General features: G+C 64.0%; 11 protein-coding genes and 1 tRNA gene. 6 read left to right on the top strand and 6 right to left on the bottom strand.

The window, feature by feature from the left end:
- Positions 1-3 precede the first annotated feature (3 nt).
- From B9Z03_RS22065 to B9Z03_RS22055, 3 genes are read right to left on the bottom strand one after another with little or no spacing between them, the layout of a single operon-like run.
- The gene (locus B9Z03_RS22065) at positions 4-810 is read right to left on the bottom strand and encodes an enoyl-CoA hydratase/isomerase family protein (RefSeq protein WP_244561813.1); all 807 of its coding nucleotides are present in this window, start codon (positions 808-810) and stop codon (positions 4-6) included.
- Entirely contained in the window at positions 807-1,730 is a 924-nt protein-coding gene (locus B9Z03_RS22060) for an acyl-CoA dehydrogenase family protein (protein ID WP_085466180.1), read from the bottom strand. The genes B9Z03_RS22065 and B9Z03_RS22060 overlap by 4 nt, the downstream gene beginning before the upstream one ends.
- A 1-nt stretch (position 1,731) precedes the next feature.
- Entirely contained in the window at positions 1,732-2,874 is a 1,143-nt protein-coding gene (locus B9Z03_RS22055; protein ID WP_085466179.1) for an acyl-CoA dehydrogenase family protein, read from the bottom strand.
- Positions 2,875-3,133: 259 nt separating this feature from the next.
- Here B9Z03_RS22055 and B9Z03_RS22050 point away from each other — a divergent pair, with 259 nt between their 5' ends.
- The 4 genes from B9Z03_RS22050 to B9Z03_RS22035 are packed head-to-tail and all read left to right on the top strand — an operon-like array spanning position 3,134 to position 6,882.
- On the top strand, positions 3,134-4,264 hold the full coding sequence (locus B9Z03_RS22050) for an acyl-CoA dehydrogenase family protein (protein ID WP_085466178.1): 1,131 nt from the start codon (positions 3,134-3,136) through the stop codon (positions 4,262-4,264).
- Positions 4,261-5,250: an acyl-CoA dehydrogenase family protein gene (locus B9Z03_RS22045; RefSeq protein ID WP_085466177.1), complete on the top strand. Its 990-nt coding sequence runs from the start codon at positions 4,261-4,263 to the stop codon at positions 5,248-5,250. The genes B9Z03_RS22050 and B9Z03_RS22045 overlap by 4 nt, the downstream gene beginning before the upstream one ends.
- A 1-nt stretch (position 5,251) precedes the next feature.
- A complete protein-coding gene (locus B9Z03_RS22040; protein WP_085466176.1) occupies positions 5,252-6,082 on the top strand; it encodes an SDR family NAD(P)-dependent oxidoreductase in 831 nt (276 codons plus the stop codon).
- Complete coding sequence (locus B9Z03_RS22035; RefSeq protein WP_085466175.1) at positions 6,079-6,882, top strand: IclR family transcriptional regulator; 804 nt, start codon at positions 6,079-6,081, stop codon at positions 6,880-6,882. The genes B9Z03_RS22040 and B9Z03_RS22035 overlap by 4 nt, the downstream gene beginning before the upstream one ends.
- 36 nt (positions 6,883-6,918) lie before the next feature.
- On the opposite strand, the gene B9Z03_RS22030 is transcribed toward B9Z03_RS22035, so the two are convergent.
- Positions 6,919-8,877, bottom strand: coding sequence for a TRAP transporter large permease subunit (locus B9Z03_RS22030; protein ID WP_210191380.1), 1,959 nt, complete (start codon positions 8,875-8,877; stop codon positions 6,919-6,921).
- A 188-nt stretch (positions 8,878-9,065) separates the two neighbouring features.
- Positions 9,066-10,361 carry a C4-dicarboxylate TRAP transporter substrate-binding protein gene (locus B9Z03_RS22025; RefSeq protein WP_244561812.1) on the bottom strand — a complete coding sequence of 432 codons (1,296 nt, stop codon included), beginning with the start codon at positions 10,359-10,361 and terminating at the stop codon, positions 9,066-9,068.
- Positions 10,362-10,623: 262 nt separating this feature from the next.
- Here B9Z03_RS22025 and B9Z03_RS22020 point away from each other — a divergent pair, with 262 nt between their 5' ends.
- The gene (locus tag B9Z03_RS22020) at positions 10,624-12,252 is read left to right on the top strand and encodes a thiamine pyrophosphate-binding protein (protein WP_085466173.1); all 1,629 of its coding nucleotides are present in this window, start codon (positions 10,624-10,626) and stop codon (positions 12,250-12,252) included.
- Positions 12,253-12,418: 166 nt separating this feature from the next.
- On the opposite strand, the gene B9Z03_RS22015 is transcribed toward B9Z03_RS22020, so the two are convergent.
- A tRNA-Met gene (locus tag B9Z03_RS22015) sits at positions 12,419-12,495 on the bottom strand.
- Positions 12,496-12,786: 291 nt separating this feature from the next.
- Here B9Z03_RS22015 and B9Z03_RS22010 point away from each other — a divergent pair.
- Entirely contained in the window at positions 12,787-13,740 is a 954-nt protein-coding gene (locus tag B9Z03_RS22010) for a Gfo/Idh/MocA family protein (RefSeq protein ID WP_085466172.1), read from the top strand.
- Positions 13,741-13,801 lie beyond the last annotated feature (61 nt).

Here is a 13,801-nt window from a genome sequence, read left to right as displayed (position 1 = left end):
CCATCAGGCTCTGCCGCTCGGTTCCGACCGACGGTTGAGGTTCGCCTTCATGGCGGCGACCGCCCGTTTGTGGTCTTCTGAACGCACCGACATCGACTCGTATGCGATCCCGGCGTCCATGATACCGTGGGCAATCCGCTTGAGTTCGAGGTTGACGGTGGCCTTGGTGCCCCTGATCGCCTGGGCCGAACCGGCGGCGAGCCTGTCACAGAATTGGTCGACGCGCCCGTCAAGTTCAGCAAGTGGCACGCAGTGATTTATCAGTCCCATTTCGGCTGCTTCCGCCGCGGGAATTAGGTCGCCGGTCAACAGATACTCCTTGGCGCGCGAGAAGCCGATTAATTGCGGCCAGATCACGCAGCCGCCGTCGCCGGCGACCAGTCCAACAGCGACATGGGGGTCGCCGATCCTTGCGCTGTCAGCGGCGAAGATCACGTCGCACAGCAGCGCGATCGTGGCACCTAGTCCGACCGCGTGGCCACCTACCTTCGCCACGACCGGCTTCTCGATGTCCAGTAGGGCGAAGACGAGCCGCTTGGCGTCCGAAGCGTCGCGGTCGAATTCGGCCGGATTGGTAATACACTCTTCCATCCGCGAGAGATCGCCGCCGGCCGAGAAAGCTCGGCCGACTCCCGTCAGAAGAATGACGTCCGATGCCTCGTCACGATCCGCAAACCGCAGCGCTTCGATAATCTCGACGTGCATCGTGGCATTGAACGCGTTCAGGACTGCCGGGCGATTCAGCGCAAGTGTCAGCACGCGTTCCCGACGAGACAACAGGAGCGTATCGAAATAGGGTACGTCGCTCACGTCACGCTCCATCGCTTGTCGAATAGGGACCGCATGTTCGACGCACCGCCGCCCATGCTCGCTCGCAAGAGCCTGGCGCGATAGGTCCAGCGGTGCAACGGATGTTCGAGTGTCAGCCCCATTGCCCCCATGAACTGATGCAGGTCGAATACGATCTTCGTCGAGGCTTCCTGGATAAAGCCTAAGGCCATCGAGGCGTCAGCGGCATCGACCGTCTGCGCCGCTTTCAGCGCAAGCCAATAGGCAGCGTCGATCTTAACCGCCGCGCCCGCCAGCCTATGCTGTATCGCCTGGAAGCTGCCGAGCGGCCTGCCGAACTGGTGCCGGTGGGAGACATGGGTCACGACCGCGTCCAGCCCGCCCTTGAGAACTCCGGCGAGTTCGGCGGCGAGCGCCACGCGCCAAATCCGCCTCATCCGCTCCGCGTCGTCGTCCAGCCAGCGCCAGTCGAGGCGCGCGCCGTCCCGCAGGCGTCCCATCGGATAGGCATAAAGGCTCTCGACGGTCTCGACGTCGCCGTGTTCAAGCGTCGCTGCCTCAACGGTGTCGTCGCCGATCAAAATCACCGATCGCGCCGTTGGCATGAACGGCGCCAACCCGTCGCGTCCCTGTTCCAGCACGGCAATGGGACGCGGCAGGTCGGCCGCCCACCGAGGGCGCAGCATCGACGAGGCCGCACATTCGACCAGCACCGGCAGGCCCGCCACGCTAAAGACCATCGCTGTTGCCGCAGGCAATCCGAGCGTCTCTTCGAGTGCGCAGTCCAGGAAGCCGCTGCTCTCCAGCATCGCATCGAGCTCGCCCGACCATACATGGCGCGACCAGTCCAGCGACGTCCGCCAGGCTGCTTCCGGAGACGCCATCATCTGTTCCAGAACCGAGAGGAAAGCGGCCTGGTCTGCATTCGGATCGAAGCGCACTCTAGTCACCCTTGGGCAGGCCGAGCCAGCGCCGGGCGATGAGGCCGAGTTGGATTTCGGCGGCGCCGGCTGCGATGCCGGTGACGATGGCGCGCTCGTGATGTGCGAGGAAAGCCGGGTGGCCGTTGCCGGAGAAGGTATCCGGCAGGAACTCCATTCCGAAGTCGGTCACGACGTGATCCGCTTCGATTACAGCCACACGGGCTATGCTGGCTTCGGCGCCCACCGCCTCGCCGCGCGCACGCATATCGACGGTGCGATAGACGAGCAGTCGTGCCGCCTCGCAGGCCGCCGCCGCCGACCCCGCCCTCGCCTGGACGATTGGATCCTCGACCATGCCTCGCCGTCGCAGTTCGTCGACCATCCGGTCGAGGACGCGGCTTGCCAACTCATAGCGAGGGATGCCGACGCGCTCGTTGGCGAGCGAATAGTTGATGATCGACCAGGCCTCGCCCTCTTCACCAAGCCGCGCGCCCACTGGCACCCGCACGTCGCTTAAAAACACCTCGTGAATGTCGCCGTGGCCGATCAGGCTAGGGATGGAACGAACCTCGATACCGGGCGTCGACATGTCGATCAGGAAGATCGCGATTGCCGATTTGCCGGCACCGGTGCGGGCGAGCAGGAAACAGTTCTGTGCCATGCCTGCATAGGAGGTCCAGATCTTGGAACCGTTGATGACGTAATGATCGCCGTCGCGTACGGCGTGCGTGCGCAGCCGGGCGAGGTCCGAGCCGGCGTCCGGTTCGGAGAATCCCTGACACCAGATCGCGCGGCCGGCGGCCATCTCGGGCACGTAACGTGCCTTCTGCTCCGGCGAGCCGAAGCGCATCAGTGTCGGGCCGATCCAGTTGACGTTCATGTATTGCGCGCCGCGTGGCTCTCCCGCCGCCCACATCTCTTCGCCCAGGATGAAATGCTCCCAGGTCGTGCGGTCATCGCCACCCCATTCGCGCGGCCAATGAGGAACGAGCAGACCAGCCTCCGCCAATTTCGGGCAGAACTTCAGGCTGAACTCCGTCTGCTCGCGTGAGCCGGGGCCGTGGCGGGAGATTTCCTCCCAATCCGAAGGCAACTCGGTCCTCAGAAAGGCGCGGACTCGATCCCGGAATGCATGGTCGTCCGCAGTCCATTCGATATCCATGCTGCTTCCAAGTGTCCACTTAGTGAGACTGTTTTGATTGGCGTTCGCTCCGCGCGGAAATTGCCGATTTGGCGTCGATGTGTCAAGGGAATGTGGAAAATTGGCCCTCTTTTCTAAGCCTCATTGCCTACTGAACGAATGGGAAAGCAACTCTCCTGGATTGACATATGTATCGCATATTGGGACATTGAGCCTTCTTGTCGCGCCGACCAGTACTCGCCGGCGCCCGCTTGAAGACGACCCGTACGGAAAGATCGGCGTGCAGATATCGTTTAGCCCTCAGGACCACGCGTTCCGCCGCACGGCGCGGGAATGGCTGCTCGCCAACGTGCCGAGGGATCGTGCGCCACACAGTGGGCGGCCGGCGCGGGATTTCGCGCTCGCGTGGCTCGCCCGATGCCACGCGGCCGGCTGGTCAGGCATCAGCTGGCCGGACGAATATGGCGGCCGCGGCCTCTCTCAGGAAAGGCTGATCATATGGTATGAGGAATATGCGCGAGCCCGGGCGCCTTCCGTGCTCGACTGCACCTTCGTCGCGCTGAACCATGCCGGACCGACACTCATTGCCTGCGGTTCCGATGAGCAGAAGGCGTTTCACCTGCCGCGCATCCTGGCCGGCCAGTCGATCTGGTGCCAGGGGTTCTCGGAGCCCGGATCCGGATCGGATCTCGCCTCGCTCGGGACGAACGGCCGGGTTGAGGACGATCATCTCGTGGTGAACGGACACAAGATCTGGACCAGCTTCGCCGACATCGCCGACTATCAGGAACTGCTGATCCGCACCGAGCCGGGATCGAAGCGTCATCAGGGCCTGTCCTGGGTGATCTGCGACATGAAGAGCGAGGGCATAACCGTTCGCCCGATCGAGAACATGGCCGGCGCGGTCCATTTCGCCGAGGTTTTCTACGACAATGTCCGCATCCCCTTGTCGAACGTCGTGGGCGATCTCCACGACGGCTGGCGGGTCGCCATGAACACGCTTGCCTTCGAGCGCAAGATCGCCGCGATCGGTCTCCAGCTCGAACTTTCGGTGAAGGTTGAGGATCTGATCGATCTGGCCTCGCCGCCGCGCGGCTCGTCAATGGCGGACCGGCTCGCCACCTTGCGGGCCGAAGCGGCCGCCATGCGCGCCATGACCTACCGGACAATGCTTCGCGACCCGGCGACATCTTCCGACGGTTCGCTTGTGCGCCTGTGCTTCGCCGAACTCGCGCAGCGCGTCCATCGCGCGGCGATGGACATTCTCGGTCCGGACGCACTAGTTGAGGGCTCTTGGACTCACGATTATCTCGAATCCTACAGCGAGACGATCGCCGGCGGCACTGCGGAGATCCAGCGCAACATCATCGCCGAACGCATCCTCGGCCTGCCCAGGACCAGGCACCCATGACGTGCGACCTGAACCACGGCGAGGAACAGCGCCAGATCATCGACGCGGCCGTGGGCATGCTGCGCGCCCATTATCCCGTCGCCCGGCGGCGAAAGGGGAAACCGGATGACCTCAGCGAGGCAGCGGCGTTCGGGACCTTCGGCCTCGCGCTCACGGAAGAAGAGGGTGGGGCGGGTTTCAGTCTCGTCGAGGAGGCGCTCGTCCACGTGCTGTTCGGCCGGCATGTAATCTCGTCCGGATCGCTCGCCATGGCCCTCGGCGCCCGGCTGGCGCGCGCCGCCGGACAGGGAGATCTCGCCGACCAGATCATTGCGGGCGAGACCTTCGTTTGCGCGGGGATCCAGTCCGGGGACACGGTCCTTCTCCCGGAACCCGGCGAGGCGGAAATCGCGCTTGTCTTCGGAGCGCGCGAGCTGGAACTCTGCGCAATAGATGCCGTTGCAGTGCGTAAAGAGGCGACACCGGGCCAGGGCGCGGCTGCGCACAGGATGCCGCGTCGGGCAGACGGCATGATCGCGGGCTCGGCGGAGCAGCCGTTGCTTGCGATTGCCGACCTGCTGGTCAGCGCGCAGCTGCTCGGCATCGCCGAGGCCGCGCGCGATCTGGCCGTAACCTACGCACAGGTTCGACAGCAGTTCGGCCAGCCGATCGGCGGCTTCCAGGCGATCAAGCATCATTGCGCCAACATGGCCATTGGCGCGGAAATGCTGTCATGCCAACTCGACATGGCCGCGATCGCGCTACGCGACGAACGTGAGGACGCCGGGTTCCAGGTCGCGGCGCTGCGCCGGCTCGCGCCAGGCATCGCGTTGACGAATGCGAGGCTGTCGATCCAGGTTCACGGCGGCATCGGCTTCTCGGCCGAGGCCGACGCACATCATTATCTGAAGCATGCGCATGTGCTGTCGCGACTGGGCGCCGCCGCGGACATCCTCGATCTGCCGGCACCACTTGCCCCTCTATCCGTCGTCCCGGAAAGGAACTGAGATGCGCGTGGCCCTCATCACCGGAGCATCCAGTGGCATCGGTCTCGCGACATCGCGAATGTTCGTCGAGGCCGGCATCGCGGTCGTCGGCGTGGCGAGAGACCCCGAAAAGAACGCCGCGATGGAAAAGGAGCTAGCGGGTGGCGCTGTGCCGGTCGTCACGCTGTCGGCCGACGTGCGCGACGACGATACGCCGCGTCGTGCTGTCGAACTCGCAATCGAACGATTCGGCCGGCTCGATCACTTGGTCAACAACGCCGGAATCGGCAGCCCCAAGCCAGTGCATGAGACCGACGACGATACACTGGATCTCTTCCTCGACGTGATGCTCCGTTCGCCCTTCCGCTTTTGCCGCGAGGCGCTCAAGATATTTGGCCGGGAGGCGACGATCGTCAATGTCAGCTCGACATACGCCCTTGTCGGCGGTCTGCGTGGCGGCGCCTATTCCGCGGCAAAAGCCGGCATAAACGGCCTGACCACACACCTGGCCTGCCAGTATGGCTCCTCGGGCATTCGCACCAACGCGGTCGCACCCGGCGTGGTCGCGACGCCGATGACGGCTCACCGCATGGCGGACGAACGATTCCGGCGCATGAATGTCGACATGACGCCCGCGACGCGTCTCGGCACCCCCGAGGACGTCGCGCAAGCCATCTTTTTCCTATCGTCGCCGGCGTCATCCTGGATCAACGGGCAGGTTCTCGCGGTGGACGGCGGTTGGAGCACAACGAAGTTCCTGACCGAGGAGGCCTTGTCTGCAGAGCGCCGTTCGGTCACACCGGACTGGACGCATTCGGGACGGTCCCGGAGCCATGCGAGCGAACTCGAATGAGATCACGATCACCCGCTGCTGCCGGCATCGCCGGTAGGTCGGCCGGAGAGGGCAATACCGACGGCACACAGGCGGTCCGGCGCGCGGCCGCCATCCTGCGGCGCATCGGACGCGGCGGTACGCAGGGCGCCAGCCTCGCAGACGTGACGCAGGCGCTGGGGTTGCCGCGTTCCACGACCCATCGCATCCTGAAATGCCTGGTCGACGAAGGGCTGGTAAAACACGATACGGAGCGCCGTCGCTATCTCATCGGCCAGCTGACATATGAGCTCGGCCTGACATTCAACGAGAGCGCGCTCGATCTGGCCAAATGGCGCGTGGTGGTCGATCGCGTCGCCCAGAAGACGGGCGTCACCGCTTATCTGCTGAGCCGCAGCGGCATCGAGGCGACTTGCGTTCTGAAGACAGAGGGCAACTCCGTCGTCAGGGTTATCCCGGTCGAAGTCGGCCAGCGCCGTTTCCTGGGGGTTGGCGCCGGCGCGACAGCTCTGCTTGCTGCGTTGGACGAGGAGTTGCGCGAGAACGTGATCAAGACGATCGCGCCCTACCTGACGGCCTATTCGACACTGACGGAAGACAAGGTCCGCGAGCTCGTCGATCAGACGCTGGCGACCGGATACTCCGTCAGCCGTGGCAACGTCGCCAGGGACGTCATAGGCATCGGAATGGTGGTTCCGGAAGCGCCTTACCTCGCCCTGAGCATTGCTGGCCTCGCCAACCAGATTGAGGAGAAGGGAGTCGCGCACTGGGCGCAGATCCTGCGCCAGGAGATCAACGCCGTGCGTTCGAAGGACGCCTGACAATTCTCTTGCGCTGCCTCTCGACTGGTCGCCGACCTATTGCGAAGCGCTCGCGCCCGGCAGCCAAGTCACGATGTCGGGTATTGCGATCAGCAGCAGCACCACGAAGATCGATGTAAGGGCAAACGGCATCACCCCCACGAAGACGGTGGCGAGCGAGATGCGCCTTCCCAGATTCGTGGCCGGATCGGACGCAATCCGGTGCACGATGAAGGAAAGGATGCCGAGGGGTGGCGTCAGCAGTCCGACCTCGGCCATCACCACGAGGAACACGCCGAACCAGAGCGGATCGACCCCAACTGCCTTGAGCGGGGCCAACAGGACTGGAATGGTCAGGAGCATCATCGCCAGCGTGTCCATGAACATGCCGAGTACGAGATAGACGACAATCAGGATCAGCAGCAGTTCGACACGATCCAACCCCATGTCGACGATGACTGTGGCGAGCGTATTCGGCACTTGGCTCAGCGCCATGGCCCGGGTCAGAACCACGACCCCGATAATCAGCAGGAAGACCGAGGCGGTCCCGGTGAGCGTCCCGACAATCGATTCGCGCAGGGTCACCCCGATCTGCCGCCATGAATCACCGCTGCGAAGTTGATGGATCGTTCCGAAGACGAGTGCGGCGAGCATGCCGAAGACGCCGGACTCGGTCGCCGTGAAGATACCGGCGAAGAGTCCTCCGATGATGATCGCCACGACGACTGCGATCGGAAGAAGATTGCCGAGAGACTCGAACCGCATCCCCCAGCTGATGCCGGTCATATCCGCGCGCGGCGCCATGGACGGCTTCAGGATCACCATCACGACGATTAGCAGCGCGAAGGCGGCCGCGAGGATCAGGCCTGGCACCACGCCGGCGAGCAACTGCTGGCCGACGGGAACGGACGCCGCGCCGGCATAGACCACGAGCAGGAGGCTGGGCGGGATGATCTGGCCCAGTGTGCCGGCCGCTGCGACGCTGCCCACGGCAAGCTGGGGGCTGTAGCCGGACCTCAGCATCTCGGGGATCGAGACGCGGCCAAGCGCGTAGGTGATCCCGATCGTGCTTCCGCTGCTTGCCGCCAGAATGGCGCCGGCAAAATTGGTCGCTACCGCGAGACCGCCGGGCATCCAGCCGAGCCAGCGGCGCGCCGTCTCGAAGGCCGAGGTGGTCAGGCCGGACTTCCACAGGATCATGCCCATCAGGATGAACATCGGGATGACGCTGTATGACCAGGATGCCGCGCCATCGAAGGCCACCGCCTTCAGCGTCGAAGTCACGACGCGCAGTCCACTGAGCGACCACAGCCCGACGACCGCGGCCCCCAGGATCGCGATTCCGACTGGTATTCCCATCAGCAGGAGCACGATGCTGAGGATGATGACCATCGCGCCGATCATCTCCTTGGGCAGGTCGCCGAAGGCCATTGTCAGCACGGCCGCAGCCGCGACCAGTAGCCCGGCGAAAAAAACGAAACCGCCGATCCTGTGCTTGCGCGGAGCGGGCGCGCCGGTCGCCTGGATGTCGGAGAATTCGTGAACATCGCGCTCGCGCGCAAGGTAGCGGGCGAAGTAGCGATAGGTGGTGGCCGCGGCCTGGAGCGTCAGCAGGGCGAGACCGACGACCGCGACAAACTTAAAAGGCCAGATCGGGACGGGCGGAGCTGAAGGAGTCGTCTGGCCGACCCGGGCGCTCTGCAAGGCATCGACCAGCGTGTAGTAGGCGAGGGCGGCTGTCAGCAGCACGGCCACAATGCCGAACGATCCTTCCACCAGCTGTCGCATGCGCAAGGGAAGCGCATCGAGCATGATCGTGACCTTGATGTGCTCCTGTCCCCTCTCGGTAACGGCAAAAGCCAGCAGGGTGAGCGCCGGCATCCACCAGTAGGCTGTGTATTCCAGCGTGCCGGGGAATGGCGTGTGGAAAAAGGTGCGGCCGACGACATCGACACAGATGTTGAGAACGAGCAATACGAGCGCCACGCCCGCGCCGAACGACGCCAGACCGCTCATGCGGTCGATGATCCGGAGGGCGACAGGAAGCCTTGTCGGCAAGGACGGCTCACTGATGTGGTGCTTGGTCTCGGACATCACGTGGTCGGCCCTCCAATGCAAAGTAAGGAATCCGGCGCCGCGAGGCGCCGAAGTGGATCGGCCCCGCCCGCAATTTGCAAGGCGGGGTCGACCGGGACAAGCCGCGACTACTTCTTCAGCTTGGGCGTGACCTCGTCGTTGAATTTCTTGGAAAAGTCCGAAAGGTCGACGTCGCGCAGGCCGGCAAAGGATTTCAGGATGGCTTCAGGCGTGCGGTCGGCGACCGGGTAGCCTTCAGCAACGAGCGCGTCGGTCCAATAGGCGATGCGCTTCAGGTAGTTGTCTACGACGCCTTGCGCGTCGGTGACGGTCGGCGGTGCAACGCTCGCGAGCTTCGCGACGGCCGCCTCGCGCTGCGCCTTGGCGAGGGGCTCGAGCTTGGAAACGTCGTTGGTGTGCACTTCCTTGCCCGCGGCAATGAGGTCGCCCGCCTTGGCCTCGATCTGGAGGTAGCCCTTCCAGATGTTGGCGGCGGCGCGGACGGATTCCTCGGTCATGAAGTTCTGCAGTTCGACGGGGAAGCTGTTCCAAGCCTCAAGATTCATCACCCATGTCGAGGCCTGCAGCTGCGCCATCGTCACAGGCACGTATTCCGGCGCCACATCCTTGAGAATCAATCCGTCGACATATTGGTTGGGGTTGATGACCATGCAGTCAAACACGCCGCGCTGGAGGCCTTCGTAAGACTCGTTCCAGGCGATGCTGACCGGGGTCATGCCAAGCGCCGTGACGGTATCGGACCATACCGCGCCGATCGCGCGCGCACGCTTGCCGGCAGCCTCCTCAGGCGAGGAGATGGGCTTGTTGCACAGCAGGTTGTAGGCCGGCGTGGAGGTGGCCTGCATGACTTTGAGGTTGTGCGAGGCGTATTCGTCGGTAAGGGGCTGAAGGGTGAGGACCGTCTCCAGTGCTGCGGCGCCGCCGGCTGCTACGTCATGAACGGTCGAACCGCTGAGCGCGCCGCCGAGGCCAAAGAGCCAAGCGCCGACCGGCAGTTTCTGCGGGTAATAGGTGGGGATGATGAGGCCAATATCGGCAACGCCGTCGCCCACGCCGTCGAGCGTATTGACCGCGTTCAACAGCGACGACGACCAGTAGTTCTCGAACGTAATCTTGCCATTCGTGAACTTGGTCACCGCCTGCTCCCATTCGACCATCGCGCGGCCGAAATTGGCATTCTGATCGCCCGAGAAGTCGGCCAGTTTCAGGACCCTCGGTTCAAGCTTCTCCAGCCACGCTTTGTCGGCCGCCGCGGCCGAACCACCTAGAAGGACGCCTCCCACCAGAAGCGCGGACGCCGACAGGCCAGTCCAGAATGTCTTGTCAATCATGTGTTCCTCCCGCCGACACAAACGGCAAACGTCAAAAATCTGCCGCGCGTCCATACGCGACAAGTATTCCACTATCATCTCCTACGATGTGGGACAATCCCAGTTCAATCGGATGCGCTCGCGCATTGACCAGACATCTCCTGCAGCCAGGTTCTTTTGCTGGACTGGACGGCATCGCGCGCAATATAGCAGGAATGGTGGAGAGAATGCGGCTTTGCGACATTCGTATCCGGCAGTCGAGAATGGATGTGAGATGTCCATATAGTGAGACTACTATGTTGTGCCGATAACCATCTGCGTGGGCATTGGCCGGAGAGCGAGAGGGTTTTCGATCATGGTTACGACGATAAAGGTCTACGAAGCGCTCGCGCGCGCCCTCGCTCAGGCTGAAGTCGGAGCGTTGTTCGGTGTCACCGGCGACGCCAACGTCTATCTGATCGACTGTTTCGTGCGCGCCCACGCGGGCAGCTTCGTCGCAGCCGCCAACGAGAACGGCGCTGCACTCATGGCGCTGGGCTACGCGTCGGTGTCCGGCAAGGTCGGCTTCGCCACCGTCACGCACGGCCCGGCCGTGACCAACACGCTGACCGCCCTCGCCGAGGGCGTGAAGGCCGGCACGCCGATGGTCCTGATCTGCGGCGACACCATATACGGCGATCGCCAGAATCTGCAGAACATTGCCCAGCGCGACCTGATCGTCGCCACGGGCGCGGGCTTTGAGCAATTGCATAGGCCGGAAACCGCCGTTGATGACCTTGCCCGCGCCATCCGCCGCGCCCAGGCCGAGCGTCGACCCGTTGCTTTCAACTGTCCTGCCGATCTCATGTGGCGGCCGGTGGAAGCCGACCTTCCGCCGATGCTGGCATCGATGGCGAAGCCGGTCGTCGTGCCGTCCGTCGAGGATCTCGAAAACGCCGTCGGGATCATCGCGACGGCGAGGCGCCCCATTGTGCTAGCGGGACGGGACGCTATCGACGATGCGTCGCGGGTTGCCATGTTGCGATTGGCGGAGCGGATCGACGCCCCCGTCGCGACGACGCTCCGAGCGAGAAGCCTCTTCCGGGACGCCGACCACAATCTCGGCATCATGGGCACGCTGAGCACGCCCAAGGCGGTCGATGCCATCATGGCGAGCGATTGCATCCTGGCCTTCGGCGCTGGCCTGAATTTTCACACCACGTCGGATGGCGGTTTCGTCAAGGGCAAGCGGATCGTGCAGGTCGCCGCCGATGCTGCCGGCATTGGTCGGGGCCACGCGCCGGACGTCGGGCTGGTCGGAAGCGTCGCGGAGGCAGTGGACGGAATCATCCGCTGGCTCGACGAGGCAGAAATTGCGCCGTCCGGTTTCCGTGGAGAACTGCCCGCGACGGGGCTTGCGGCCTATCCGCCAACAACGCCCGCGGAGGGCGAGGGCGGTCCCCTCGACTATGTCGACATGCTTCCCCGGCTCGATGCGATCCTTCCGGCAGACAGGGTTCTGGTAACAGACGCGGGTCGCCATATGATCAGGGCAATGCAGTATCTCGACGTCGAGTCCCCCAGACTCTACGTCCAGACTGCGAGTTTCGGCTCGATCGGGCTTGGTCTGCCGCAGGCGATCGGCGCCGCCGTCGCCGAACCCCGCCGACCGGTAGTGCTGACGATAGGAGACGGCGGCTTCATGCTCGGAGGCCTTGGCGAGTTCAACACGGCGGTTCGCCACCGGACGGATCTGATCGTCATCCTTTGCAACGACAATTGCTACGGCGCCGAGTACGCCCAGTTGCGCGACAAGCAGATGGATCCTTCCATCAGTCGTTTTGATTGGCCGGACTTCGCGCCCATCGCCGACGCGCTGGGAGGGCAGGGTGTTATCGTCAGAAGCGCTGCCGATCTCGACACGGTTCGCGAGGCGATCGAGCACCGCGATCGACCCCTCTTGATCGAATTGAAGCTCGACGCCGACCGCATGCCGTTTTGGTAAGTGCAGTTCCACCAGCGCCGATCGCTGTCGATCGGTCAGCGACGGGTAATGCGACACCCAGGAGAATGGGACGAACTGGTCAAGGGACCGCAGCAGGCGCTGGACTCCAACGACAAAGATCGCAGAGAAGCGATCAATGCTATTCGTTCACTCGTTATAAAAACGATGGTAGCGGAGGAGGGATTTGAACCCCCGACACAAGGATTATGATTCCTCTGCTCTAACCAACTGAGCTACTCCGCCCCAGGTCGCATGCGGCAGGGCGCGAGGCCTTGCTGGGACGCGCGGGATATAGTGTGGGCCGGAACGGGATGTCAAGCATTCCGCGGCGCGCGGCTCCTGCCAATCACATGCCCTGATCGCGTCACTGCCTGACTGGCGCTCGAAGTCTTGGGATACGCGTTGCCGCAGGCCTGCGCCGGCCGTCGTGCTCGTGCGGCGCACAGCCGCTGACGCAACGTCTTATCGGGCGCGGGGTTGAGTTCGCCCCATTCGCTGGCTATGTGTCTGCGGCATTTTCCAGGAACGACACGCATGGCGCCGCGCATAGCAGTCCTTGGCTGCGGATATTGGGGCAGCAACCATATCCGCACCCTGAAGTCGCTGGGTGCCCTCCATGCCGTCTCCGATGCCAATCCCGCCCGCGCCGAGGGGTTTGCCGTCGAGCAGGAGGTGCTGGCGATAGCGCCGGAAGACCTGTTCGCCCGCGACGACATCGACGCCATCGTGATGGCGCTGCCGCCGCAGTTTCACGCCGAGATGGCGATCCGTGCTGTCGAAGCGGGCAAGGACGTTCTGGTCGAGAAGCCGATCGCGCTCACCGTGCCCGATGCGGAGCGCTCCGTCGCCGCCGCGAAAGCGGCAGGGCGCATCTTCATGACCGGCCACGTGCTGCGCTTCCACCCCGCCTTCGAGACGCTGAAGGACCTGATCGACCGCGGCGACCTTGGCGAAATCAAATACATCCACTCGCACCGCCTCGGCCTTGGCAAGTTCCACACCGAGAACGACGCGCTGTGGGACCTCGCGCCGCACGACCTCTCGATGATCCTCGCCATCACCGGAGCGGCACCGGTCGAGGTGCGCGGGGAGGGGGCGGCGCTGCTCGACCATCTCTCCGACTTCGCGCATCTGCACATGCGTTTTCCCAATGGGCTGAGGAGCCATCTCTTCACCTCGCGGCTCAACCCCTATCGCGAGCGCCGGCTGACGGTGGTCGGCACCAAGTCGATGGCGGTGTTCGACGACGTCGAGCCGTGGGAGCGCAAGCTCGCCGTCTACCGCCACGCGGTCTGGCAGGACAGCGGCCACTGGGCCTTCACCGCCAACGAGCCGACCTACGTGCCGGTGGGCGAGGGCATGCCGCTGACGCGCGAACTGCAGCATTTCCTCTCCTGCATCGAGACCCGCGCGGAGCCGCGCACCAGCGGCGAGGAGGCGATCGGCGTGCTGAGGATCCTCACCGCGGGCACCGTGACGCACGACTGACGCGATCACCCAGCCTTACAGGGCAGGGACGTGTGTGAAACCGCCCCACTGGCGCAGGGCG

The sequence above is a fragment of the Mesorhizobium australicum genome (genome assembly GCF_900177325.1).
GTDB lineage: Bacteria > Pseudomonadota > Alphaproteobacteria > Rhizobiales > Rhizobiaceae > Mesorhizobium_A > Mesorhizobium_A australicum_A.
The sequence above is the reverse complement of the archived record's forward strand: the minus strand, read 5'-3'. Positions and strand labels throughout refer to the sequence as shown.